The 23536-nt window shown below is 63.3% G+C and carries 26 protein-coding genes and 1 pseudogene; 15 read left to right on the top strand and 12 right to left on the bottom strand.

Annotation, left to right across the window (positions count from 1 at the left end; genetic code table 11):
* Window positions 1–319 precede the first annotated feature (319 nt).
* The 7 genes and pseudogenes from HGR_RS18085 to HGR_RS17050 form a co-directional block, all read left to right on the top strand.
* Window positions 320–550: pseudogene (locus HGR_RS18085) on the top strand (hypothetical protein); the annotation flags it as partial.
* The gene (locus HGR_RS09630; protein ID WP_006298037.1) at window positions 547–1410 is read left to right on the top strand and encodes a fumarylacetoacetate hydrolase family protein; all 864 of its coding nucleotides are present in this window, start codon (window positions 547–549) and stop codon (window positions 1408–1410) included. The pseudogene HGR_RS18085 and the gene HGR_RS09630, both read left to right, overlap by 4 nt.
* Window positions 1411–1435: 25 nt before the next feature.
* The gene (locus HGR_RS09625; RefSeq protein ID WP_081463502.1) at window positions 1436–2425 is read left to right on the top strand and encodes a Bug family tripartite tricarboxylate transporter substrate binding protein; all 990 of its coding nucleotides are present in this window, start codon (window positions 1436–1438) and stop codon (window positions 2423–2425) included.
* A 7-nt stretch (window positions 2426–2432) separates the two neighbouring features.
* Window positions 2433–3011: an amino acid synthesis family protein gene (locus tag HGR_RS09620; RefSeq protein ID WP_039853119.1), complete on the top strand. Its 579-nt coding sequence runs from the start codon at window positions 2433–2435 to the stop codon at window positions 3009–3011.
* 15 nt (window positions 3012–3026) lie between these two features.
* Complete coding sequence (locus tag HGR_RS09615; protein ID WP_006298034.1) at window positions 3027–3575, top strand: VOC family protein; 549 nt, start codon at window positions 3027–3029, stop codon at window positions 3573–3575.
* Between the two features lie 147 nt (window positions 3576–3722).
* A complete protein-coding gene (locus HGR_RS17335; protein WP_193365416.1) occupies window positions 3723–3884 on the top strand; it encodes a nitroreductase family protein in 162 nt (53 codons plus the stop codon).
* A gap of 8 nt (window positions 3885–3892) precedes the next feature.
* Entirely contained in the window at window positions 3893–4108 is a 216-nt protein-coding gene (locus HGR_RS17050) for a tautomerase family protein (RefSeq protein ID WP_006298033.1), read from the top strand.
* 50 nt (window positions 4109–4158) lie between these two features.
* On the opposite strand, the gene HGR_RS09610 is transcribed toward HGR_RS17050, so the two are convergent.
* Both HGR_RS09610 and HGR_RS09605 read right to left on the bottom strand, forming a co-directional pair.
* Window positions 4159–4551, bottom strand: coding sequence for a nuclear transport factor 2 family protein (locus tag HGR_RS09610; protein ID WP_006298032.1), 393 nt, complete (start codon window positions 4549–4551; stop codon window positions 4159–4161).
* A 193-nt stretch (window positions 4552–4744) separates the two neighbouring features.
* The gene (locus tag HGR_RS09605; RefSeq protein WP_006298031.1) at window positions 4745–5635 is read right to left on the bottom strand and encodes an MBL fold metallo-hydrolase; all 891 of its coding nucleotides are present in this window, start codon (window positions 5633–5635) and stop codon (window positions 4745–4747) included.
* Between the two features lie 116 nt (window positions 5636–5751).
* Between HGR_RS09605 and HGR_RS09600 the strand changes: the two genes are divergently transcribed.
* A complete protein-coding gene (locus HGR_RS09600) occupies window positions 5752–6660 on the top strand; it encodes a LysR family transcriptional regulator (protein ID WP_039853117.1) in 909 nt (302 codons plus the stop codon).
* A 15-nt stretch (window positions 6661–6675) separates the two neighbouring features.
* On the opposite strand, the gene HGR_RS09595 is transcribed toward HGR_RS09600, so the two are convergent.
* The gene (locus tag HGR_RS09595) at window positions 6676–7605 is read right to left on the bottom strand and encodes a LysR family transcriptional regulator (protein WP_006298029.1); all 930 of its coding nucleotides are present in this window, start codon (window positions 7603–7605) and stop codon (window positions 6676–6678) included.
* Between the two features lie 104 nt (window positions 7606–7709).
* Between HGR_RS09595 and HGR_RS09590 the strand changes: the two genes are divergently transcribed.
* The 3 genes from HGR_RS09590 to HGR_RS17825 all read left to right on the top strand — a co-directional run bounded on the left by HGR_RS09590 (window position 7710) and on the right by HGR_RS17825 (window position 9925).
* Window positions 7710–8573, top strand: coding sequence for a pirin family protein (locus HGR_RS09590; RefSeq protein ID WP_006298028.1), 864 nt, complete (start codon window positions 7710–7712; stop codon window positions 8571–8573).
* 92 nt (window positions 8574–8665) lie between these two features.
* Window positions 8666–9310, top strand: a complete 645-nt coding sequence (locus HGR_RS09585) for an NADPH-dependent F420 reductase (RefSeq protein ID WP_006298027.1) — start codon at window positions 8666–8668, stop codon at window positions 9308–9310.
* A gap of 252 nt (window positions 9311–9562) precedes the next feature.
* Complete coding sequence (locus HGR_RS17825) at window positions 9563–9925, top strand: LysR substrate-binding domain-containing protein (RefSeq protein ID WP_006298026.1); 363 nt, start codon at window positions 9563–9565, stop codon at window positions 9923–9925.
* Window positions 9926–9940: 15 nt separating this feature from the next.
* Here HGR_RS17825 and HGR_RS09575 read toward each other — a convergent pair whose 3' ends face one another.
* The 5 genes from HGR_RS09575 to HGR_RS09565 all read right to left on the bottom strand — a co-directional run bounded on the left by HGR_RS09575 (window position 9941) and on the right by HGR_RS09565 (window position 14101).
* Window positions 9941–10549 carry a hypothetical protein gene (locus tag HGR_RS09575; RefSeq protein WP_006298025.1) on the bottom strand — a complete coding sequence of 203 codons (609 nt, stop codon included), beginning with the start codon at window positions 10547–10549 and terminating at the stop codon, window positions 9941–9943.
* Between the two features lie 170 nt (window positions 10550–10719).
* Window positions 10720–10959 (bottom strand): hypothetical protein, encoded by a 240-nt coding sequence (locus HGR_RS17325; protein ID WP_237701399.1) that lies wholly within the window; start codon window positions 10957–10959, stop codon window positions 10720–10722.
* Window positions 10960–11710: 751 nt separating this feature from the next.
* The gene (locus tag HGR_RS17320; protein ID WP_138922469.1) at window positions 11711–12175 is read right to left on the bottom strand and encodes a hypothetical protein; all 465 of its coding nucleotides are present in this window, start codon (window positions 12173–12175) and stop codon (window positions 11711–11713) included.
* A 33-nt stretch (window positions 12176–12208) separates the two neighbouring features.
* Window positions 12209–12607: a hypothetical protein gene (locus tag HGR_RS09570; protein WP_138922468.1), complete on the bottom strand. Its 399-nt coding sequence runs from the start codon at window positions 12605–12607 to the stop codon at window positions 12209–12211.
* Window positions 12608–12901: 294 nt separating this feature from the next.
* Complete coding sequence (locus HGR_RS09565; RefSeq protein ID WP_006298022.1) at window positions 12902–14101, bottom strand: aminotransferase-like domain-containing protein; 1200 nt, start codon at window positions 14099–14101, stop codon at window positions 12902–12904.
* 152 nt (window positions 14102–14253) lie between these two features.
* On the opposite strand from HGR_RS09565, the gene HGR_RS09560 reads away from it, so the two are divergent.
* Window positions 14254–15198 carry an HDOD domain-containing protein gene (locus HGR_RS09560; RefSeq protein ID WP_006298021.1) on the top strand — a complete coding sequence of 315 codons (945 nt, stop codon included), beginning with the start codon at window positions 14254–14256 and terminating at the stop codon, window positions 15196–15198.
* Window positions 15199–15229: 31 nt separating this feature from the next.
* The gene (gene nth, locus HGR_RS09555) at window positions 15230–15868 is read left to right on the top strand and encodes an endonuclease III (RefSeq protein WP_006298020.1); all 639 of its coding nucleotides are present in this window, start codon (window positions 15230–15232) and stop codon (window positions 15866–15868) included.
* Between the two features lie 82 nt (window positions 15869–15950).
* On the opposite strand, the gene HGR_RS16840 is transcribed toward nth, so the two are convergent.
* From HGR_RS16840 to HGR_RS09540, 3 genes are read right to left on the bottom strand one after another with little or no spacing between them, the layout of a single operon-like run.
* Complete coding sequence (locus HGR_RS16840; protein ID WP_006298019.1) at window positions 15951–16562, bottom strand: DUF4286 family protein; 612 nt, start codon at window positions 16560–16562, stop codon at window positions 15951–15953.
* On the bottom strand, window positions 16552–17607 hold the full coding sequence (locus tag HGR_RS09545; protein ID WP_006298018.1) for a zinc-dependent alcohol dehydrogenase: 1056 nt from the start codon (window positions 17605–17607) through the stop codon (window positions 16552–16554). The genes HGR_RS16840 and HGR_RS09545 overlap by 11 nt, the downstream gene beginning before the upstream one ends.
* A 10-nt stretch (window positions 17608–17617) precedes the next feature.
* Window positions 17618–18577 (bottom strand): Bug family tripartite tricarboxylate transporter substrate binding protein, encoded by a 960-nt coding sequence (locus tag HGR_RS09540; protein WP_006298017.1) that lies wholly within the window; start codon window positions 18575–18577, stop codon window positions 17618–17620.
* A 155-nt stretch (window positions 18578–18732) separates the two neighbouring features.
* Here HGR_RS09540 and HGR_RS09535 point away from each other — a divergent pair, with 155 nt between their 5' ends.
* Complete coding sequence (locus tag HGR_RS09535) at window positions 18733–19647, top strand: LysR substrate-binding domain-containing protein (RefSeq protein WP_006298016.1); 915 nt, start codon at window positions 18733–18735, stop codon at window positions 19645–19647.
* Between the two features lie 102 nt (window positions 19648–19749).
* On the opposite strand, the gene HGR_RS09530 is transcribed toward HGR_RS09535, so the two are convergent.
* On the bottom strand, window positions 19750–22896 hold the full coding sequence (locus HGR_RS09530; protein WP_006298015.1) for an L-glutamate gamma-semialdehyde dehydrogenase: 3147 nt from the start codon (window positions 22894–22896) through the stop codon (window positions 19750–19752).
* A 104-nt stretch (window positions 22897–23000) separates the two neighbouring features.
* On the opposite strand from HGR_RS09530, the gene HGR_RS09525 reads away from it, so the two are divergent.
* Entirely contained in the window at window positions 23001–23480 is a 480-nt protein-coding gene (locus HGR_RS09525) for an Lrp/AsnC ligand binding domain-containing protein (protein WP_006298014.1), read from the top strand.
* Window positions 23481–23536 lie beyond the last annotated feature (56 nt).

Here is a 23536-nt window from a genome sequence, read left to right as displayed (position 1 = left end):
AGATTGGTGCAAACAAATCCGTTGTTCTCCCTAGATGGAGTATCTATATTTCGTTGGCTATGTTGAAGAAACTGCACAAGTTGCCGAATCGGCTCTACGTGTACACAGCTTTTCCGCAGCTCGCTCGAGCGAGCACAAAGTACAACTTCAAGGCCGTGCGCGCGCGGGCAAAGTGGGGCGCAGATGCTCAGCACGGCATTGACAGGCTGCCTTTGACATCGCCGATCAGGTGGGGCAGACAGCCATGCGTCAGCTTGTTGGTCGCTCCGCGCAGCGCCCTGGATACGACTCCCTGCTCCGATAGCAGGCCAATCTACCTGGCAGCCCCATCAACGACCTTGCTCAAGTGTTCGCTGATCTACCTGTCAAGGATCGTGGATTGCACGTCGATATCTCGCACCGGCAGATTGAATATCTCCCTGCAATCGCTAGACCGATCCGCTTCTCCAAGACACCCGTTCGTCACCCACCTGCGGTGTCTGCGCTTGGAGAACCTACCGAATACCTTCAATCTACTTTGACCACCAACCTGGAGACCAAGAAAGCATGAAATTACTCTCTTTTGAATACGCCGGACGTACGAGCTGGGGCGCAGTGATCGGGGACAAAGTGTGTGACCTGGGGCGCGCCCTCCCCCAATACCCAACATTGCAGAAATACATCGCCGCAGATCGCCTGGGCCAGATTCAAGCCGATGCCGCTGGCGTGATCGCTGATATTCCGCTTGCATCGATTCGGTACCTGCCGGTGATTCTGGAGTCGGAAAAAATCATCTGTGCGATACGCAACTATCACGATCACCACCGTGAGGTTGTGGCCGCTGGTCTGGACCGTGAGTTGTCAGCTTTCCCGCCGATCTTCTTGCGTGTCTGGCGCTCTCAGACGGGACACGAGTCGCCCATCGTTCGTCCGCACTGCTCAGATTCACTCGACTGGGAAGGCGAACTGGCGGTGGTGATTGGAAAGCCTGGCCGCAACATCCCGGCCGCGCGAGCGCACGAACACATCGCGGGTTACTCGATCTATAACGACGCGAGCATTCGCGAGTGGCAGTTTCACGCGAAATCCATCGCCGCCGGGAAGAATTTCGAGGATACCGGCGCATTCGGGCCCTGGATGGTCACGGCCGATGAAATCGCACCTGATCGAGCGCTGAAGCTTGAGACGCGTCTCAACGGTAAGGTGATGCAGAGCACGCGTACCGACGACATGATCTTCTCGGTCGCACAGCAAATTGAGTACGCGTCAACCATTTTCACTCTGGTCCCTGGCGACGTGATCGTGACAGGCACCCCTGGCGGCGTTGGCTGGAGCAAGAAGCCGCCGCATTACATGGTTCCCGGTGACGTTGTGGAGGTCGAGATTGAAGCTATCGGCGTGCTTCGCAATCGCGTCGTGCAAGCCCCTTAATCGCCCATAAGTAGAGGAGACAAAAATGAAATTCCAATTCTTTAGCCGATCAGCACTGACTGGATTGGCTCTGGCTACTTTTCTGATCGCAAGCCTTCCCGTTTCGCATGCTCAGGTGTACCCCGATAGACCAGTTCGATTGGTTCACGGCTTTCCTGCTGGAGGAAACGCTGACGCGGTTGCTCGAATAATAAGCACATCGCTTCAACAGCAACTCGGCCAGCCATTCGTGGTCGAGTCAAAAACCGGAGCGGGAGGAACCATCGCATCAGATCTCGTGGCCAAGTCCAAGGCAGATGGCTATACGCTTTTGCTGGCAACCGGAGGGCACGCGATCGCCGCGGCACTGAACGAAAAGCTACCCTACGACACAGAGAAGTCGTTTCAGCCCATCTCGGCCGTGACAGCCTTTTCGTTTTTGATCGTGGTGCAGAGCGCCAGTCCATTTCAGAACCTGAATGATCTGATCAACGCAGGACGTGGCAAGCCCTCTCCACTGAACTATGGAACCGCTGGCGTTGGCACGGGTCAGCATATGACTGGTGCATTTCTAGCGCAAAAAACTGGCATTCGCGCCATGCATATCCCTTTCCGAGGCGATGCGGGCTCTATTGCTGCCCTCCTCGGTGGAGATGTCGACTTTGTCCTCGCTCCGCCCACTGCCGTCTTGCCCCACATTAAGGCAGGCAAGCTCCGTGCAATTGCCATTTCCGGCAGCAACCGTTGGAGTTCCCTCCCTGATGTGCCGACCGTGGCGGAACAAGGGATTCGTGACTACGAAGTGCGGTCCTGGACCGCGTTGCTCGCGCCTGCTGGGACACCTGCCCCGGTCATCACTCGCCTTAACACGGCCATAAGAACCGCTCTTTCCGACCCCGCAATTCGGCAAAAGCTTGAGGAGGCTACTGGGGGCGATGTGCGGGCCAGCACGCCAAAAGAACTTGCCGACCAGATATCGAACGATGTCCGTCGGTGGACTCAGCTTGTCAAAGATGCAGGTATTCAGAAAGAGTGATATGGATATGGGCCTGGTGAATATTCGCAGATCAGCGGTGATGATCGAAACCATCCACCATGAAGGGGGTCCACCGCCTGCAAGACCGCTGCGCCAAGGCAGTGCTCTGGCGGTGGTGCGCAACCCCTACGCGGGTCGCTATGAAGAGAATTTGCTCCCCTTCATGGCTGAACTGCGGGACTTAGGCCGGAGGCTGGCCCAAGATCTTGCAAACGCCTTGGGCATCGACCAGGTCGAAGCCTATGGCAAAGGTGCGATTGTTGGCGTGGCCGGTGAACTTGAGCACGCGGCCGTCTGGCACGAAGCAGGCGGCTGGGCCTTGCGTGAGGTTCTCGGTGAGCCCAAGGCCATCGTGCCGGCCAACAAGGCCGTGGCATCGGCAGGTTACCGACTCCTGGTGCCTTTGCACTGCATCCATGCGGCTTATGTGCGCAGCCATTTCAACGCCGTAGAAGTTGGCGTTCAGGACGGACCGCGACCAGACGAAATTGTCTTTGCTGTCGCCATGGCAACAGGTGGCCGCATCCACGAGCGGCTGGGCGGACTGAGCAAAGACAAGATCAGCGTCCATGACGGACAACGCTGAATCACTGGAGAGATCATGAATATCACTCGCCCAACCCCCGCGCACTTTGGGATTTTTGTGTTCGACGTCGATCTCATGGTCGACTTCTACACCTCAGTTTTCCGACTGACCATCACCGACGAAGGCATAGGAAAGAATTTCGGCAACCGTCTCGTGTTCATGAGTGCCACCGAAGACCAGCACCATCAGCTGGTGCTGTCGGCAGGTCGCTCAGAAAAATCCCCCCAAAGCACGGTGATGCAAATCTCGTTTCTCGTGCCCGATCTCGCGGAATTGCGACACAACCGTGACATGGCAATTGCCAAGGGCGCCACCGAACTCCGACCGATGAATCACGGCAATGCCTGGTCGCTGTACTACTTTGATCCTGAAGGCAACCGCATTGAGGTTTATCTTGATACCCCCTTCTACGTGGCCCAACCTTATGGAACGCCATTGGACATGGACAAGAGCGAGAGCGAGCTGCTAGCCGAAACAGAGGCCATGGTCAGGAACGATCCGACCTTCATGCCTTTGGACGCCTGGCGCGCCAAGTTCCGAACTCGCGGGGCAGGACGGGCGTGATGAAACAAAAACGCAATTTCATTGACGGCGCCTGGAAGCTTTGAAGCCGATCTCGCTCGCCGAGAAGTCAATGCGATGCGAAAAAGCCGTCTTCAAGCTGCATACCTTATCGTCGCGGCAAGGCTACTCGGCCTTGACTGCGGCCCCATGAGTGGCTTCGACGCTGCAGCGGTCGATGCGAGTTTTTCCCCGATGGCCGATGGCCGATGGCGCACAAATTTATTGATGAGTTTCGGCCATGGTGATGTCAATGCGCTTCGCGATCACGGACCTCGTCTTCCGTTCAGTGATTGCGCCATTTTTCTCTGAGGTTCAATATGCCATTTATCGAAGTCAAGATCATTGAAGGCGTCCTGAGTCGTGAACAGCAGCAAGCGCTGATCTCCGAACTGACAGACGCTGTCGTTCGTGTGGGTGGGGAAGGCATGCGTCCAATGACACGCTGCGCAATCCAGGAAATTCGCAGCGGTCTTTGGGGCGTGGCAGGAAAGCCACTGACAACTGAGATGGCGTCCCCCAAAAGGGAGGCTTAGTTAGGAAGACTGGACCTGTCCTGGAATCTCCCGGTCTAAGCTGACGCCATTCATCGCACCGCGTCAGCGACCAACAAGGTGTCAGTGAACTGCTCGAATTCGCTGATCAAGCTGTTTTTGACGCGCCACACATGCGCCACGCGCGCTGACATGGACTTGCCAGTCAGGCGATGCGTACCGTGATAGGTGCCCACGCCCACCACGTGCTCATTGCCGCCATCGATCAAAGTCTCAAGCTCGAAGCGGTAGCCCTCCCAATCGCGGCCCAGCACTTGAAAGACGTGCTCGATCACCTGCTCGGGCCCGATGTACGTGCCCGCACAAGGAAATCCAGCCATCTCGGTCCAGCGGACTTCGGGTGAGACTTCTTTCATCATGGAGGCAACATCGCCGCGGGCTGACGCGGCGTAGTGGTTGGCAACGATTTCATAGGCGGTCCGCATCAGGTTTCTCCGGTTGAGGGTGGATGTTGTGAATGTTGTGGATGTTGTGAGTCCACTCTTTTGAGGCTGGCCTCGAAGCTCACCAGCTCTTCGTCCAGGCAGCCTCGGCTGCGAAAGTGCAGCCCAGCGCCGCCCCACACAGCCTGCCGTCGGGTAGGCCCTCGCGGGCCGCCCCGGATGGACGTGGCCAGGCTCACCACTTCATCTCGCCTTTGTTGACCTTCGCGCCGATGTCCAGCGCGATGCCCAGGCCAGCTTCAGGGTAGGCCCGTTTCATCGAGTCGATCAGGGCGGCGCTGTTCGCCGCCTTGGGTAGCTCTTGATCGAAGCGTGCCAGGTAGGCTTGACTCCAGCCCAGCAGCGATGCGTCCTGCTTCTGACCCGGCAAGCTGTGGCCCGGGATCACCACCGCAGGTTGCAGCGCGGCCATCGCGCCCAGCTTCTTCGACCAATCGCTGCGCTCTTGCACGGTTTGCGCGTCGGCGGTCCAGAGGTGCAGGCCCGCGTACACGTTCACGCCGCCGGCGATGGTCTTGATCGACGGAATCCACACATAGCTTCGGTGCGGCAGGCTGTCGTCCAGGCCGCGGATCTCCAGCGTCTGGCCTTCCAGCGTGAGCGTATTGCCCTGCAGCACCTCGGGCAGCGGCACGGCCTTGGGTGCATTGGCGCCCATGCGCGGGCCCCACACCTGCAGCTTGGTGGACAGCGTTGCTTCGATCTTCTTCAGCGTGGGCGCGGTAGTCACCACCTTGGCGTCCGGGAAGGCCTGCTTCAGCACGTCGATGCCGAAGTAGTAGTCGGGGTCAGCCTGGCTGATGTAGATCGTCTTCAGCGTCTTTTTGCTGTCCAGCACCATGGCCGCGATGCGCAATGCATCGGCTCGGGTAAAGCCCGTGTCCAGCAGCACGGCGTCGGTCTTGCCTGCCACCAGCACGGCATTGACATGGAAGCTGCCGGCATCGGCGTTGTAGACCTGCACCGTCAGGGGCGGCGCGGCTTGCGCGGCGGCGTCTTGCGCAACAACGCCCAGTGTCAGCAGAGCGGGCATCAGGGCCAGGGTCAGGGGCTTGAAGGTCGTCATCGTGGTCTCCATCGAGTCGGGGTTAGGTCGATGGCTAAACTATATTGATTCAATTCAAACGCATAAACCGCAGAAAGATCAAAAGATTGTCAACCAATTCGAAGCAACACATGGGCCTGGGCCAGCTCAGTGCCATCCGCTCCTTCGTCGAAATTGCCGACCAGGGCAGCCTGACGCGGGCGGCCGAAACGCTCAACCTGTCACGCGCCATGGTCAGCCGCCACTTGGAAAACCTGGAAAGTTGGTTGGGTGCCAGGCTGCTGCACCGCACCACGCGGAAGGTGAGCCTCAGCGCAGCCGGCGAGGAAGCGTTGCCGCGTATGCGCCAAATGCTGGAACTGGCCGCCGACCTGCAAGCCGTCGCGGGCGTTCGGCGCAGCGAAGCCCAAGGGCGGCTGCGGGTGACGACCAGCCTGTCGTTCGCGCTGTCGGTGCTCACCCAGTCGGTGGTGGACTTCCAGGCGCTGCACCCGCGCATCGAAATCGACCTCTTGACGATCGACCGGTCGGTCGATCTGGTCAGCGAGCGCATCGACTTGGCGGTGCGCATCACCAACCGCCTGGACGACAGCGTGGTGGCGCGCCGCCTGGCCACGTGCCGGTCTGTGCTGTGCGCGGCGCCGAGCTACCTGGCCGACCGTGGCACCCCGGCCGCACCCGAAGACCTGGCGGCGCACCGATGCATCACCCATGCTTTCGGCACGCGAGCCGAGTACCGGCTGGGCCGATCGGGGCGCTTGCTGACGCAAGCCGTGAGCGGCACCCTGTCGGGTCATGAAACCGCCGTGTTGAAGCAAGCCGCGCTGGCGGGCGCGGGCATCGCGATGTTGCCGACCTACTTCGTGGTCGAGGAAATGCGGCGTGGCGCACTGGTGCGGGTCTTGCCAGACCACGAACCGGAGGCCTTGGGAATCCATGCGCTTTACCTGTCCCGTCAGCACCAACCCCTGCCGCTGAAGCTGTTGGTGGACTTTCTGGCCGAACGCTTCGGTGGGGAGGTGGCGCCTTGGGACTTGCCGCTGTAGGCCGTCGAGCTGAGTTCAAGCCGGCGAAGCAGGCGTCTTCATCGGCAAGTCCTGGAATTCACCGAACTTGTTGGCCACCAGGTCGATGAACGCCGACACGGCCGATGGCAGATGCCGGCGACTGGCGTAGACCAGGTGCACGCCGTGCCCCTTGCGGTGGAACTGGGGAAGCACCGGCACCAGCAGACCAGCGCGCAGCTCCCGCCGCGTCATCGTCGACGGCAGCAGTGCGATGCCCATCCCGGCCAGCGCGGCCTTTCGCAAGACCTGCACGGTATTGCCGCTGAGCCGGCCAGCCACTTGCACTGTGGCGTCCTTGCCATCGGGTCCCGACAAGCCCCACGTCGCCTGTCCGGCGGGGTGCGCGAACACCAGGCAATCGTGGTCAGCCAAGTCCTGCAAGGAGGCGGGCATGCCACGCGCCGCGATGTACGCCGGGCTGGCAACCAGACCGTCCAGCCCGGCATCAAGCACCCGGCGAGCGAAGAGCCCCGAGTCCTCCAACACACCGCCGCGGATCGCAACATCAATGCGGTCGGCAATCAGGTCCGCTCGTGCATCGCTGAGTACGAAGTCCAAGCGAACCCGCGGGTGCTCGGCCAGGAAGCTTGCGAGCCATTCCATCGGGAAGAAGTCGAAAAAGTCGGCTGGCGCCGCCACGCGCACCAGTCCGCTGGGCGTTTCGTTGCGGGACAGCAGGGACTGGCCTGCGTCGACCAAACCTTCTACCGCCTGTGCGCAACGGTCGTGGAACTCTTGCCCCGCCGTGGTGAGGGACAACTTGCGGGTGGATCGCTGCATCAGCCGTGTGCCCAGCTGGGTTTCGAGCTGCTGGACCCTGCGACTCAAGGTGTTGGGCGGAATACCCAGTTGGCGCGCGGCCTCGGCAAAGCTGCCGTAGCGCACAACTTGCACGAAGACGGCGACGTCATTGAGATCGAGCATGGTCTATTAAGTTCATTTCTGGACGAGTGCAATCCGATTGTGCCGACTATTCAATCAAAGCAGAAGTTTTTAAGCTTCCACCATCGAATCAAGACATCCTCATCATGTCCACCCTGCCCGCCATTGAAGTCCCCAAGTTCTCCGCTGGTTCAGTTCGCGCCATCGTGCACCGTACTCGGGGCAGCACCCATGGGCCCATCACCCGCCTGATGAGCCCCGGGGACCTGGGCCAGGCACTCAAGCCATTCATCTTCCTGGACCTGGTGAACTTCAATGCACAGCATGGCCAGACGCGTTTTGGCATGCACCCGCACTCCGGCATCGCCACGCTGACCTTCATGGCCCAGGGCGATGTGCGCTATGCCGACAGCACCGGCCAGGCCGGTGTGCTGCCTCAAGGCGGCGTGGAATGGATGCAGGCTGGCGGCGGCGTGTGGCACTCCGGCGAGCCGGTGGGTGACAAGCCCGGCCAGGGTTTTCAGCTGTGGGTGGCACTGCCCGCCGAACTGGAAAACGCACCGGCGTTCAGCCGGTATCTGGCGCCGTCCGACGTGCCGCAAGTGGGCCCGGCGCGCGTGCTGCTGGGCAGCTATGCCACGGCGCGCAGTCAGGTCGAGGCACCGTCTGAAATGACCTATCTATCGGTGACCTTGGCCCGCGGTGATCGCTGGCGCTACACACCGCCAGCCGGTCACACCGTGGCCTGGGTGGCGATAGCGAGCGGGCGGCTGATGGCAAGCGAGTCCATCGATGCCGGCGAACTCGTCAGCTTCGCCCCTTCAGACACAGACATCGAGTTCGTCGCTCAGACCGACACAAGTTTCGTGCTGGGCTCTGCCGTGCCGCACCCGCATCCGCTGGTGATGGGCACGTACTCCGTCCACACCAGCGCCGAAGCGCTGGCCCGTGGCGAAAACGAAATTCGCCGTATCCGGCATGGCCTGCGTGCAGCGGGTCAACTCGGCTGATTGACGAATCTCAGGCAGGAAGCAGAAGCCTGAGCAGACCATCCCTTGAACGTTTTCCTCGTCCCCCAACCAACCCAAAGAAAGACATCATCATGAACATCGGCATCATCGGTTCCGGCGCACTCGGCAGCAACGTGGCCCGCGCACTCGCCAAGAAGGGCATTGCAGCCACCATCTCCACCCGCCGCGGGCCCGAGTCACTCGCTCCGCTGGTGGCTGAACTGGGCGGCTCCATCAAGGCCGGCACCGTGGCGGAAGCGGCCTCGGCCGACATCGTGCTCATCGCCGTGCGCTGGACCGACCTGGGCACCGCGCTGAAGGGCCTGCCGGCCTGGAACAACCGCATCGTCATCGACGGCACCAATCCCGTCGCGTTCCTGGATCCCAACTCGCCTGACGCTAAGGACCCGAGCAACCCCCTCGCCGCCTACGGCATCAAGGCCATCGATCTGGGTGGTCGTTCCTCGAGCGAGGTGGTCCGCGACATGCTGCCAGGCGCCCGCGTCGTCAAGGCGCTGAATCACCTCGACGTGAGCGTGTTGCCGCAGCCCGAAGTGTCTGGCGGCCAGCGCGTGCAGTTCTATGCCGGTGACGATGCTGAAGCCAAACAGGCTGTGCGCAAGGTGCTGGAAGCCATCGGCTACTTCCCGGTCGACCTCGGTTCGCTCGCCACGGGGGGCCGCCTTTCGCAACTGCCCTTCGGCAGCCTGTCCGCGACCAACTTCATCAAGATTTGAGTCGCCGGTGCGAATCTGACCGGACGGGGCTGCGTCGATTCATCGCGCCTCAGACTGATCCAAGGCGCGGGAGGCCCGCAAGCTAGAGCTTGGAGGGTGCTCGCCCTCACGCTGGCTCTGCACAGCGCGTGCACGACGGTTCGACCGGACTACAACGGGCTATCCAGATTCAATAGCGCGTTTGGCCAGCTCACCACCCGCGTCTTTGACGCTTGCCGCCCACGACGGTCAGGCGCCCCCAGAAGTCACGTCGTGGAAGCGACGGTGGACGTGAGCTTCACGACCAATGAGACCGCCATCCTGCGCAGGGCCCTCTTGTCAGGTGGCGGTATCGGCATTCTTCCGACCTACTACTTCAGCGAAGGCCTCCGGCGGGGCGAACTGGTTCCCTTGTTGCGGGACTACCCACTCGAAACGCTGGGCATCCACGCGGTGTTCCTCTCACGCCAACACCAACCGCTGGCCCTAAGGTTGTTGGTGGATTTCTTGGCGGAGAAGTTTGGAGGGGGAGGAACCGGCGTGGGATCGGGGCCTCAAGGGCTTCCGTTCGGAGCCTTGAGAAAGTCAGAGCAAGCGCGAATGGAATCTGCACGCAAACGTGCTCTTGGCCATTGAGATATGCCAGCCCTCTTACTCATCCACCAGTACCGCGCTGTCCAACACTTTGCGTGCTTTCTCGGCGAACTGGACGTCTTTGCTGGACTCCACGTACCGGTGATAGAAGCGCAACTCGAAACCCAGTCCTTTGTTTTTCAGCGATCCGCAGGAAAGCACATATTGTTCACTCCATCGTCTTTCCTGCGCTTCCTGGCTTGGCTGTACACGCTCCAGCAGCAGATGAAGTCTGGCGCATCGAGCGTCTCTGGGATCTTCGGTGACCTCGAACGCGGCGATCTTGAAATTCTTATTGCGCTCGTACCCTTCGGTGACATTGCGCTTGATCGTCTCTATGTAACTGGACATCGGCGAAATGGGCGTATCGAGCCTCATCATGTAGGCCTCGATTTCCATGCTGTCCGTCGGTGAGCCTGCATTTTTCTTGAGGTTCACGCCGCCCCCTGGCTTGGTCATGACCCAGCCCTCCTCGTCGGGCGGCAGGAACTTCATGCCAGCGGATGAACCATCCTTGAACGAAACGCCAAACTGAACCATCTTGTTTGATTTGACGTCGGCATCTTGAGCATGGGCATGCGCACCCAACATCGTGAGGGCAGCTAAAAGAAAGAATTTGTAGTTCACGATGGGGTCTCCTGAAATTCAATTACAGCGTGTTGTCGGCGCATTCGATCATGTCAGTGCAGATCAATTCTGATTTCTGCTTCCGCCCCATATATGTCTCTCAGTGGCACGGAAAGCATACGCTCAACTTTGATGGCACGTCTGCTTGAGTGACAGGTTTGGCGCAGCACTCATACGCTATCCGCGTTTTTAAGTGCGTTGAGGAGCTTACGCTGGAGATCTGGCGAAATACCATGCCAAGACGTTTGCTTTGTGAAATGTAGCCGTTCGCCAAGCTCCCCAACGACTGTGGCTGCGATGTGTTGCATTAACTCCTCTGGTTCCCAGCGCTCTGGCTCATATGCGCAGACGGCATGATGTTTTGGATTCCAGCGCAAACCGTTTGCTGCTCTGTAGATGTACTCGTACATGTCATGGCTCTCGGTTTTGGGAATGACGAGCAACCCGAGATTCGTGTCAAGCACCACCTTAGCAATCGGACGAAGCGTCATTTGACTGCGTAAATTTTTTCACATGAAACCCTCGGAAGGAATAAACCGGAAAATTCTCTCTCGTAGGAATAGTTGAGTATCAGCAAGCGCCCCATAGAAGTCCTCAAACCACTGAGAAAGCGGACGCTCAAAGTCGATTGCAGATGGACAGCCGTATTTTTTCTGATTGAGTAAAGAAGTGGACATCAAACTGACAGGATGGGATTAACGACTCGGATGATCTTGCCTTGCGCAATGAACCTTGATTCCCACGCCTTGAACTCGAAGCCCTCGCAAAGTCGGCCAGCATTCCGTTCCGGCGCTAGCAGCCAAATCATGGCTCGTTGGCTCTCTCCTGGGGCCGGGGGATTGCCAAGAAACTCGTACATACCATCATTGAGCTCGTCTGGAAGACCAAAGTCATGAGGAAGGCGACAGCCTTGCCAAAGTGGCAACGTCCTTCCTCCTGCTTCAGTCGCCAAGAGACGTATATCGACCTCCAAGTCAGGTGGCCGTGCGGGATGCTTGAACTCACTCAAGTGATCCATAAAGTTGAAGATGAGCGACGTACCGTAGAAACTTCTGCTTGAGTTGCCCCTGACTTGCTAGTCACTTCGACCCGTTGCGGACTATCGCAGTCAGCGAATGCGGACACTCAACGTGATAAGTGCGGAGATAGTCACTTGATGTGTCATGACTGCACACAAAACGTGAGGCGAACCATATCTGAAACCCGCCACGCAATGAAGAAGACTGCGCCGGCAATTAGTAATCGGAATTGCAAATCACCAAATAGCCTAGCCTTGCTTGTATTGTGTGAGAGCGCTTTGTTAACTCCACGTAGTGCTGCGGCAAGCTCATCGGGGTTTTGCGGTTGCTGTGCATGACTCCCATTGTGAAGCTCAAGCAGACTGAAGTTCGCTGAAAGCGACGCTTGAACCCAATACAAATTTCGGCAACCTGAAAAAAAACTTCCAGCCCACAGGACGGTAGCAATTGCGACGGGCAGCAACCACCAAGACAACAACATACCTTCCGTTTTTTGGACGGCGAAGGCAATGGCAGCTCCTGCCGCAGCCAAGAGAAAGTAGGTGTACTTGTCTTGGCCGGTCTGATGCGCCTTGCGGATATCGTTGATTGATTCGTTCAGTGACATTGAGTATTGCCTAACGTAATTTAGACGGCGCGCTCATAGATCGCCGGCATCCTCCGTAAGCGCCCATTCCCTCATATCGGGGACGACCTGAGCCGCGACGAACTCAAAGACATCCTGGAACCTCCCCTGCACAATGTCCCAGTCACGCGGCGACTGGCGGGAGGTGTCGCCAAAAACAGGATGGAAGTAGATCACCTCACCGCCGATTGATCCGTTAACCACTTCCAACCCGGCAAAGTCGTCGCAGTCCTGCCGTCGAGCAAAAACAAACACTTCCCTGTAGCCGATATCTTCGCGACGGAACGCACTTGCCGCGAATTCCATCTCATGCGGCTCTTGTATGAAGTGCCAAGGAGCAAAACTACCTGTCCCCTGCGCAAGAAACCAGCGCAGGGCGTTTGGCCAACCAGGGTTGATCTTTGAACGCTCCATCAGGTGTGAACTGGTCTAACGTTGGGAGGTAGGGGGTACGGAGCAGGCTGGTCGGCGGAATGCGCCTTTTGAAGTTGCCTGTGCACATTCTAGGAAACTGGATAGCGAGGTGAAGTCCCCAAAATGGGAATTGAACGACAGCTTGCGGGCAATTCCTTCACCTTCCGCTCCTGGCCGCAAACAGCCATCTGCGATCTATCATCGGCCCCACCGCACAACAATTTACAAGAAGAAATAAAAAAGGACGCATGGTTAGCGCCCTTTCATTTTTCCAGACTCCCGATCTGCCCCTGCTCAGATCGCCTTCCCCAACCTCTCCACTCCCTCGCGAATCTTCTCCACCCCCACCGTCGCAAAGCTCAGGCGCAGCGCGGACACGTCAGGGTTCGTGGCAAAGAACGGCGCGCCGGGCACGAAGGCCACGCCTTTCTCGATCGCGCGCTTGGCGAGTTCGTTGGCGTCCTTTAGCTTGCCGCCCGCGCCGGTGAGGCGCGCCCAGAAGAACAGGCCGCCGCCGGGTTGGGTGAATTCAATGGCGTCACCCAACTCCTTCTTCAGGCTCTCGCCCATGGCTTGGGCGCGCTCGGCGTAGACGGTGCGCACGCGGGCCAGCGTGCCGGGCATGCGACCGGCCTTGAGGTACTGCGTAGCCGTGGCCTGGGCGAAGGTGCTGGTGTGGGCGTCGCTGAACTGTTTGCACATGGTGGCCTTCGCCAGCAGCGCGGGCGGGGCGATCATCCAGCCCACGCGCAGGCCGGGGCTCAGCACCTTGCTTAAAGATCCGCAGTGCACCAGCCAGTCGCGGCTGCCGGGCACCTGGGCCGTGAGGGCCAAGAGGCTGGGCGGAGGGGCCTCGCCGAAGTAGAGGTCGCCATAGGGGTCGTCCTCGATCACCACGGTCTGGGTCTTCACGGCGAGTTCAAGGATGCGCTTGCGGCGCTCCAGGCTCAGGGTGGCGCCGCTGGGGTTGCCGAAGGTGGGGATGAGGTAGACGAAGCGCGGCTTGTGCTCGGCGATCAGGGCTTCGAGCTGGTCCACCTGCACGCCCTGGGCATCGATGGGCGCGCCGATGACCTGTGCGCCATAGAGGCGGAAGCACTGGATGGTGGCCAGGAAGGTCGGCGCCTCGACGATGACCTTGGCGCCCGGGTCCACCAGGGTCTTGCCCAGCAGGTCCAGGGCTTGCTGGCTGCCGGTGGTGACGATCAGCCCCTCGGGCGTGACCTGCGCGCCCGTGCTTTTCATCTTCTCGACCATGAAGGCGGCCAGCTGCTCGCGCAAGGGGTTAAAGCCTTCGGTCGCACCGTACTGCAGGGCCGCGCCCGGGTCCTCGGCCAAGGCCTTTGCCGAGGCCTCGCGGATGCCTTCCACGTCGAACATGGCACTGTCGGGAAAGCCGCCCGCGAAGGAAATGATGCCGGGCTTGCCCAGGAGCTTGAAGAGTTCTCGGATGGCGGAGGTTTCGACGTTATCGAGGCGTTGGGCGAATTGCATGGTCATCAGGGAAAACTAGGAGCGTAAACAACAGAAACAATTTGTTCGCCCATTCTCGCATTCCAGCCGCGCGTTCATCATGGACAATCGGGCCAAGGGTCGAACCCCGACAAGAACATCAACAAGCCAAGACCTAGTCCCCAAGCAACCCCATGGCGCCCCCAACTTCAGCCCCCGCGGCGCTCCTCACGCCCCTGCCCCCCGCCCAGACCGCCCCGCACCTGGCGGTCTTCTTTCGCACGGTCAAGCTGCCCGTCATGCCCGAAGTGGCGCATGCCCTGATCCGCAGCCTGCAAGACCGCGATATCGCCGCCGCTCAGGTGGGCGCCTTGATCGCCCAAGACCCCGTGCTCACCACCAAGGTGCTGCGCGCGGCCAATGGCGTGGCCCTGGGCTTGCAGCGGGAGGTGGAATCGCTGAACTCGGCCGTCTCGCTGCTGGGCCTGACCCAGGTGCGGCTGCTGGCGCTGGCCGCCTGCATGAACGTGAGTTTTCCGGCGGTGCCAGGCCTGAACCGCGCACACTTTTGGCGTAATTGCATGGCCTGCGCGGGTTACGCCCAGTGGCTGAGCGAGCAAGCCCTGCTCACCCAAGGCGCGTTGCGCCAGCAGTTGGACCCGCAGCAAGCCTGGCTGGCCGGGATGATGTTGCGCCTGGGCGAGTTGCTGATCGTGCAGTCCCAGCCGCAGGCGCTGTCGCTGATCGAGCGTCAACCCCATGTGCCCGGCAGCCGCTGGGCCAGCGAGCGGCAGGTCCTGGGCTTCACCGAAGTGGATGTCACGGCCGAACTGGCGCAGCGCTGGCGTTTCCCCGACAGCTTGGTCGATGCCCTGCGGGTCGCCGCGGCACCGCTGGCGTGGCCCGCCTCCACCCCCGCCCATGCCCTGCTCAGCCCCCTGGGCGGTGTGTTGCACCTGGCCAGCCACCTGGCCGATCTGAACTCGGCCAGCGTGCAGGCCAGCGATGCCCCGGTGCTCGCGCCGGAAACACTGGACCTGTTGCCCGCCGACGTCCTGACGGCCCTGGGGCTCACGCCCCAGGCCTTGCGCGCGCAACCGCCGGCGCGTTCCAGCTTCGTCGATCTCTCCGTCCTCTGAAGCACCGCGGCCGGCCACCGGCCCTCCGCCCATGACACCCGCCGCGATCAGGTCCTTCTTCAAGACCTTGCGGGCCGCCAACCCGCTGCCCGTCACCGAGCTGGAATACACCTCGGTCTTTGAATTGCTGGCGGCGGTGCTGCTGTCGGCCCAGGCCACCGACGTGGGCGTGAACAAGGCCACGCGAAGGCTCTTTCCCGTGGCCAACACGCCAGCGCGCATCCTTGCGCTCGGACAAGACGGGTTGGAGAGCTACATCAAGACCATCGGCCTGTACCGCAGCAAGGCCAAGCACCTCATGGAGACCTGCCGCATCCTGGTGCAACGGCACGGCGGCCAGGTGCCGCGCACCCGCGAGGAACTGGAAGCCCTGCCCGGTGTGGGCCGCAAGACGGCCAACGTGGTGCTCAACGTGGCCTTTGGCGAGCCCACCATGGCGGTGGACACGCACATCTTCCGCCTGGGCAACCGCACCGGGCTGGCTCCGGGCAAAACGCCTTACGAGGTGGAGCAGCAACTGCTGCGGCGCATTCCGGCCGAATTCATGGAGCACGCCCACCACTGGCTGATCCTGCATGGCCGCTACATCTGCCTTGCGCGCAAGCCCCGATGCTGGGAATGCCAGGTGTCGGCGTGGTGCGACCTGCCCGACAAGACCCCCGCGCCTTGAACGGCGCGAGCCCGAGAGCGCGAAAGCCCGCGAACCACCGGGCCAGGCTTCACTGCTCAGCCTCGCCCTCAGCCCTAAGCCTTCAGAACTGCCCGTCGCCCGACACCGGCAAGCGCCGGTAACGGCTGACGCCGGGCACGGCCGGCGCCTTCAAGGCCATGGGCCCCGCGGCGAGGGCGATCAGACGCAGGCTCAGCGGCGGCTGAAAGCCCGACTGCCCGGTCTGCAGCCACGGCAAGGGTTGGGTGTCGGGGCGGCGCAGGCCGCGCAGCAGGCCCGGCGCCGCGTCGATCTCACCGGGGGTGGGGGTGGGTTGGCCCAAGTCCTGATCCTCGCTCAAGAGCAGGCCCGACGCCGCGAGGCTGCCTTGGGTCGCCACCACGTCGTACACCGCGCGTGAAATGCCGTGCATCACGCGGCGCATGCGGGCACTCATGGGCGTGGGCCAAGCCAACAGGTGCTGGTACGCCGCGCTGTCCAGCACCTGAGCGTCACGCAGGCCGTACAAGGTCAGGTAGCGCGGCCCAGCAACGCCCGCCGTGGCCAGAAAGCGCAGGCCCCAGAGCATGCCGGGAACGGTGAGGCGTTCCGGCACATGCTCATTGGCATGCCAGTCGTTGTAATCGGCGTCGTGGATGGGGTCGACGTCGTTCCACAGCGCCAGCACCGCGGCGACCGGGGTGTCAACGCCCATCATGGTCCTCGGGCACCAGCAGCACCTTGTTGGCCTGCTTGCCATGGGCCAAGGCCAAACCCTCGTGCGCCCTGGTCAAGGGCAAGACGTGACTCACCATGGGACGAATGGATTCACCCAGCTCACCCATCAGGTCCAGCACGCGCGGCCAATCAGACTCCGGGGGGCGGAACGACCCGCGCAACTGAAGCTGACGCCGCACGAAGGGCGTGAGGTCCAGCGACAGGGGGCGGTCATGGATGCCGGTCACCACCACCACGCCGTCGCGCCGCAGCAAGCCCAGCGCCTCGGTGATGGTGGCGGGCACGCCGGTGGCCTCGAACACCAGATCGAACGGCGGCACATCGGCGCGGGTTTTCAGCCACTGCGTCAGCGGGGTCTGCGCCACGTCCACCACCTCGTCAAAGCCCATGGCGCGCAAGGTGTCGAGCCGCACCGCGTCCTGGAAACCGGTGACGACGATGCGGGCCGCGCCCATGCGCCGCGCGAGCACGGCGATGGCCTGGCCGATGGTGCCCGGCCCCATCACCAGCACGGTGCGACCGGCCAGCTCACCGGCCTGACGCACCGCCTGCATGGCGATGGAGAACGGCTCCACCAAGGAAGCGAGCGCGTCGCTCACGCCCGCCGGCACCGGTATGCAGTTGCGCAGCGGCGCGCGCACCCAGGCCGCGAACGCCCCGTCGCGCGTCATGCCGATGCCTCGGCGCTGCTCGCAGGCATCGAAATTTTCGGCCAGGCAGTGGGTGCAGCGGCCGCAGGTGACCGAGGGCCGCACCACCACGCGTTGCCCCAGGCGCGGGCCGCTGGCGATGGTGCCGACGAACTCGTGGCCCAAGGTCACGGGCAGGTAGGGCGCGATGAAGGCGTAGCTCGTCGTCCAGTCGTCGACGTGCAAGTCGCTGCCGCAGATGCCGGCCGCGGCCACGCGCACCAGCACCTCACCCTCCTCCAGGGTCTGAGGCACTGGGACTTCGACCAGCTCCATCCCGGCCTCGGCCCGGGTCTTGCGCAAGGCCAGCATGGTTGTCGCCTGTTCGATCATGCTTGTGCGCTCATTCAATCGTGATGCCGACTTGCTGGATGATGGCGCCCCACTTCTTGCTTTCGCTGTCGATGAAGCTCTTGAAGGAGGCGGGGCTGCCGCCACCGATGATCAGGCCCTGCTTGGCGAAGCTGGCGCGCACGGCGGGGTCTTGCATGACGGCGTTGACGTCCGCGTTGATGCGGTCGATCACGGCCTTGGGCGTGCCGGCGGGTGCGAACAGACCGTTCCAGGCCAGGGCCTCGAAGCCGGGGTAGCCCGACTCAGCGATCGTGGGCAGGTTCTCCAGGCCTTCCACCCGCTTGAGACTGGTGACGGCCAGCAAGCGCACGCGGCCGCTTTCCACCAGGGGCAGCAGCGCGGGCGCGACGGTGAACAGGCCCTGGGTGTCACCCGCGGCGATCGACAGACCGGCCGGCGGCGAACCGGCATACGGCACGTGCAGCGTCTGGAAGCCCGCGGTGCTGCGGAACAGTTCCATGGTCAGGTGCGAGGAACTGCCATTGCCCACCGAGCCGTAGCTCACGCCCTGAGGCTGGGTCTTGGCCCAAGCCACGTAATCCTTGAGGGTCTTGGCCGGGTTGTTGGCCGGGACCGCCAGCACATTGGGCTGCGACGTCGTCAGCACGATGGGCAGCAGGTCCTTGCTCGGGCTGTAGGGCATCTTCTTGTACATGAACGGGCCGAAGGCCACCGGGCCATTGAAGCCGATGCCCAGGGTGTGGCCGTCCGGCGCGGCCTTGGCCACGGCGTCCATGCCCAGCATGCCGCCAGCACCGGCCTTGTTGTCCACCACGATGGGCTGCTTCCAGCGGTCCTTGAGCTTGTCCCCCAGCGTGCGCACGATGATGTCCAGCGAGCTACCCGCGGGAGCGGGCACCAGCACGCGCACCGGCTTGCTGGGCCAGTCTTCCGCCATGGCGGGCGTGCCCACGGCGAGCGCCAGCAGAAGGGAAACGAGGGATTTCATGGAAGGTCTCCTTATCAAGATCAAGATGAAGCGAGGCGGCATTCTTGGCGCATACAGCGGATACATCAACAATTGGTTCGGTATGCAACCCATATCTTTTAGATATAGCCAAGGGATACACTCCGGCAAATTCTCCGAACCTCTTCGAACCGGCCATGGAACTCCGTCATTTGCGCTATTTCGTGGCGGTGGCCGAGGCAGGCAGCCTCAGCCGCGCTGCTGAAAAGCTCTACATCGCCCAACCGCCGCTGTCCTTGCAGATCCGGCAGCTGGAGGAATCGATGGGCACCCCGCTCTTCACGCGCCACCCCAAGGGCGTGCGCCTGACCCCGGCGGGGGAAGTCCTGTTGGTGGAGGCCCGCAGCCTGCTCGAACGCGCCCATCAGCTGCGCGACCAAGTGCATGACGCGGCGCGTGGCCCTGAGGGTGTGCTGAATCTGGGTTACGTGCCCTCGGCCAGCAGCACGGTGCTGCCCGCCTTGGTGCGGCGCCTGCGCCGCGACTACCCGCGCTGGACCTTGAACCTGCGCGAGATGATCAGCTCGCAGCAGGTGGAGTCACTGATCGCGGGCACGCTGGACGCGGGCATCGGCCGCCTGGCGGCCGTGCCTGCGCGCCTGCTGATCCCCGTGCGTGTGCCGGACCCCTTCTGCCTGGCCGTTCCCGCCCACCGTGAACCTCCAGCCCCGCTGCCGCTGGACTTGCGGCAATGCGCCGACGAGAGTTTTGTGTCTTTCACGCGCCACCACGGACCGGCCTACTTTGATCGTTTCATCCGTCAGTGCACGCAAGCGGGCTTCAGTCCCCGCATCCACTATGAGGCCACCACGGTGCATGGCGTGCTGGACCTGGTCGGGGCCGACCTGGGCGTGGCCCTCGTGCCGGCATCGACCTCGCTGATGCGCACACCCGGGGTCAATTGGTGGCCCTTGAAGCGGCCCGACCCCGGCGACGTGCTGGGCTTGATCCGGCGCCGGGGCGAGGCGCACCCGCTCTACCCGCTGCTGGACGACAGCATGAAGGACATCCTGCAACGCATCCATCGCCAGACCCGCATGCGCGTGGCCTGACCCAGGACCTGAGACGGGACCTGAGACGGGGCCTGACGCGCGGGACCGCGCGGGCGTGCGCGTTCATCCGCGCCGCCCCGCTCTGATCTTCCTTGACGCGGCTCAGCCGGCCAGCAGCGCCACGTTGCCGCCCGCCGCGGCGGTGTTGACGGTCACGGTCTGCTCGGCGCAAAAGCGCTGCAGGTAAAACGGCCCGCCCGCCTTGGGGCCGGTGCCGGACAAGCCTTCCCCCCCAAAGGGCTGCAAGCCGACCACCGCGCCGATGATGTTGCGGTTGACGTAGACGTTGCCGACATGGGCGCGCGCGGCCAGGGCCTCGGCCCGGCCATCGATGCGGGTCTGCAAGCCCAGCGTGAGGCCATAGCCCAGGGCGTTGATTTGGTCGATCACCGCTTCGGGGTCACCGCGCCAGCGCACCACCTGCAGCACCGGGCCAAAAATCTCTTGGCGGACCTCGGCGATCGAGGCCACCTCGAACAAGCGCGGCGCCTGCAGGTGGGCGAGGACTGGTGCCAAGTCAGCGGGCATGGCGGGCGGCGCGGCTGGGAGCGGGGGCAGATGGTCACGCGCGCTGCGCTCCAGACGCTGCAGATGGCGCTGCAGGCTCTCGAACGCCTCGCGGTCGATCACGGGCCCCAGGTCTGTGCTGAGCTGGCTGGGGTCACCCACCACCAGTTCACGGGCCGCGCCCGCGACCATCTCGATCACGCCGTCGGCGATGGCCTCGTGCACGCAGAGCAGGCGCAGGGCCGAGCAGCGCTGCCCCGCGCTGCGAAAGGCGCTTTGAACCACCGCGTCGGCGACCTGCTCGGGCAGCGCGGTGCTGTCCACCAGCATCGCGTTGATGCCGCCGGTCTCGGCGATCAGCGGCACGATGGGCCCCTCCTTGGCCGCCAGAGCACGCTGGATGTGCTTGGCCACGGCGGTGGAGCCGGTGAACACCACGCCCGCCACGCCGGGCCAGGCCACCAGCGCCGCGCCCACGGTCTCGCCCGGACCATGGAAGAGCTGCAAGGCGTCCTCGGGCACGCCCGCCGCGTGCAGCAGGCGCACGGCCTCGTGTGCGATGGCGGGCGTCTGCTCCGCGGGCTTGGCCAGCACGGTGTTGCCGGTGGCCAGCGCGGCGGCGACCTGGCCCGTGAAGATGGCCAAGGGGAAGTTCCAGGGACTGATACAGACCCAGACGCCGCGTGCCGTCAGCCGCAGGGTGTTGCGTTCGCCCGTGACGCCGAGCAACGCCTGACGCGCGTCACCGAAACCCGCCTCGCCTTGGCCCTCGCTGCCTTCGTGCACGCCGTCCGGCCTCACGGGCAAAGCGATGGGCGCCATCAGGCGTTGCGCCTCGCCCGCGTAATAGCGCAAGAAATCCACCGCCTCGCGCACTTCCGCCACGGCGTCGCCCCAGGTCTTGAAGGCCTCCTTCACCAGCAGCGCGCACAGGCGGGCGGTATCGGCTTCCAAAGCGTCGGCGGCGCGACGCAATACGGTGGCGCGCTCGGCCACCGGCGTGTCGCGCCAGGCTCGCCCAGCTTGGGCGGCGCGCGCGAAGGCTTCGGGCAAGGCCGACAAGGCCGTCTCGGCGACGGTAGGCACCACGCACTCCGCATGCGCCTGGAGCAAAGGCGCGCGCTCGGTCTGCACCGTCAGGTCCACGCCCCGGCTGTTGGGCCGCGTGGGTCCGTAGAGGGCGGGCGGCAGCGGCAGGGCCGCTTGCGGTGACAGGCGCAGCGGCGAGATCAGCAGTTCGTCCAGGCCCACGCGGTCGTCGGTCAGCTGGTGCACGAAGGAAGAATTGGCGCCGTTCTCCAGCAGGCGGCGCACCAGGTAGGCCAACAGGTCGCGGTGCGCGCCCACCGGCGCGTAGACGCGGCATCGCACCAGCGGGTTCTTCAGCACCTCGCGGTAGACGCCCTCGCCCATGCCGTGCAGGCGCTGGAACTCGTAGGTGGCGCCAACCAAACCGCCGCCGGGCCGCGCCCTGGGGCTGATCACCCTCGCCGCCAGTTGCTGGATCGCGGCGATGGTGCCAGCGTTGTGGGTGGCGAACTGCGGGTAGATCACGTCGCTGGCCTCCAACAGGGCGCGGGCGCAGGCCAGGTAGCTCACGTCGGTGTGGTGCTTGTGCGTGTACACCGGGTAGTGCGGCAGGCCCAGTTCCTGGGCGCGCTTGATCTCGGCATCCCAGTAAGCGCCCTTGACCAGGCGGCACATCAGGCGCACGCCATGGCGACGCGCGAGCTCGGCCACGTGTTGCACCAGCTCCAGCGCGCGGGTCTGGTAGGCCTGCAGCGCCAGGCCAAACCCGGACCACTCGGGATGCTCGCGCGCGATGCGCTCCAACAGAGCCTCGAACACGTCCAGCGACAGTTCAAGCCGGTCCACTTCCTCGGCGTCGATGGTGAGGTTGATGCGCGCTTGCGCGGCCAGTTGGCACAGGCCCCAGACGCGCGGCACGAGTTCCGCCAACACCCGTTCGCGTTGCGCGTCCTCGTAGCGCGGGTGCAAGGCGCTGAGCTTGATGGAGATGCCGTCGTGGGCGCGCTCGCTGCGGTAGGGGTCGTCCTGGGCATCGGCGGACACGTCAACGTGCGCGCGCTCGGCCAGCAGGCGCAGGGCGCTTTCGTAGCTGCGCAGGTAACGCTCGGCATCGGCGCGGGTGCGGGCGCCCTCGCCCAGCATGTCATAACTGAAGGTCAAGACCCCGGGTGCGCCATCGCGCGCGCGCTGCGCCTCTTGAATGGCCTCGGGCAGGGTCTGGCCCAGCACGAACTGGCGGCCCAGCAGCTGCACCGCGCGCAGGGTGGCGGCCACGACGGTGCGGGCGCCCAGGCGACCCAACAGGCCTTGGGATGAGACGGCACCTGGCGAGCCCTCGGCGCCCTCCGAGGGCAAGAACTTCTTGGCCAGGCCAATCGCGCTGGACGAGAGGCGCGCCAGCACGGGCTGACCCGCGGTGTCGAAGTCGGCGCGCCCGAGCTGATCCGCGGTGAGCGCGATCGCGGTTTCAACGTCGGGCACGCGCAGCAAGGCCTCGGCCAGGCGCATCAGGGCCAAGCCCTCGGCACTGGAGATGGGGTACTCCTTGAGCAAGCTTTCCATGGCCCAGAAAGGCGGCGGGTTCTCGCGCACGGCCTGCACCCAGGGCGCGGCCACGCGCGCGGCGTCGGCCCAATCGAGGTGGTGTGCCAGGGTGTGCAGGCGCTGGGCCAGGATGTCGGCTTCGGCTCGGTAAGGGGTGGGCAGTCGCATGGGAAAACTCGCGGCGATAGGGGTTGCACTTGGAAATCGGCGCGATATTCCCCGCTTTCATGGTGAATAATTCACCAAAGATACCCAACCGCATAGAGAAAAATTTGGACTCCGACGACCACCTGGACACCCTGGACCGCATCGACCGGCGCATCCTGCACCTGCTGCAAGCCGATGGCCGGCTGTCCAACCTCAAGCTGGCCGAGACCGTGGGCCTGTCGCCGACGGCCGTGCTGGCGCGCACCCAGCGCCTGACGCGCGTGGGCTACATCCTGGGCTACGAAGCGCGGCTCAATCCGCTCAAGCTGGGCCGGGGCATGCTGGTCTTCGTGGAGGTGCTGCTGGACCGCACCACGCCCAATGTGTTCGAGCAGTTCAAGGCCGCGGTGCAGGTGCGCGACGAGATCATGGAGTGCCACATGGTGGCCGGTGGCTTCGACTACCTGCTCAAGACCCGCGTGGCTGACATGGCGGCCTACCGCGAGTTCGCGGGCACCGTGCTCTGGCAGTTGCCCGGCGTGCGCGAAACCCGGACCTACGCGGTGATGGAAGAGGTCAAGAACCAGTCCCGGCTGGTCTTTTGACGCGCTCGGCGCTCACGGTGCGCTCACGGTGCGCTCACGGTGCGCTCACGGTGCGC

This window comes from Hylemonella gracilis ATCC 19624 (genome assembly GCF_000211835.1).
GTDB classification, from domain to species: Bacteria; Pseudomonadota; Gammaproteobacteria; order Burkholderiales; family Burkholderiaceae_C; genus Hylemonella; species Hylemonella gracilis.
The sequence above is the reverse complement of the archived record's forward strand: the minus strand, read 5'-3'. Positions and strand labels throughout refer to the sequence as shown.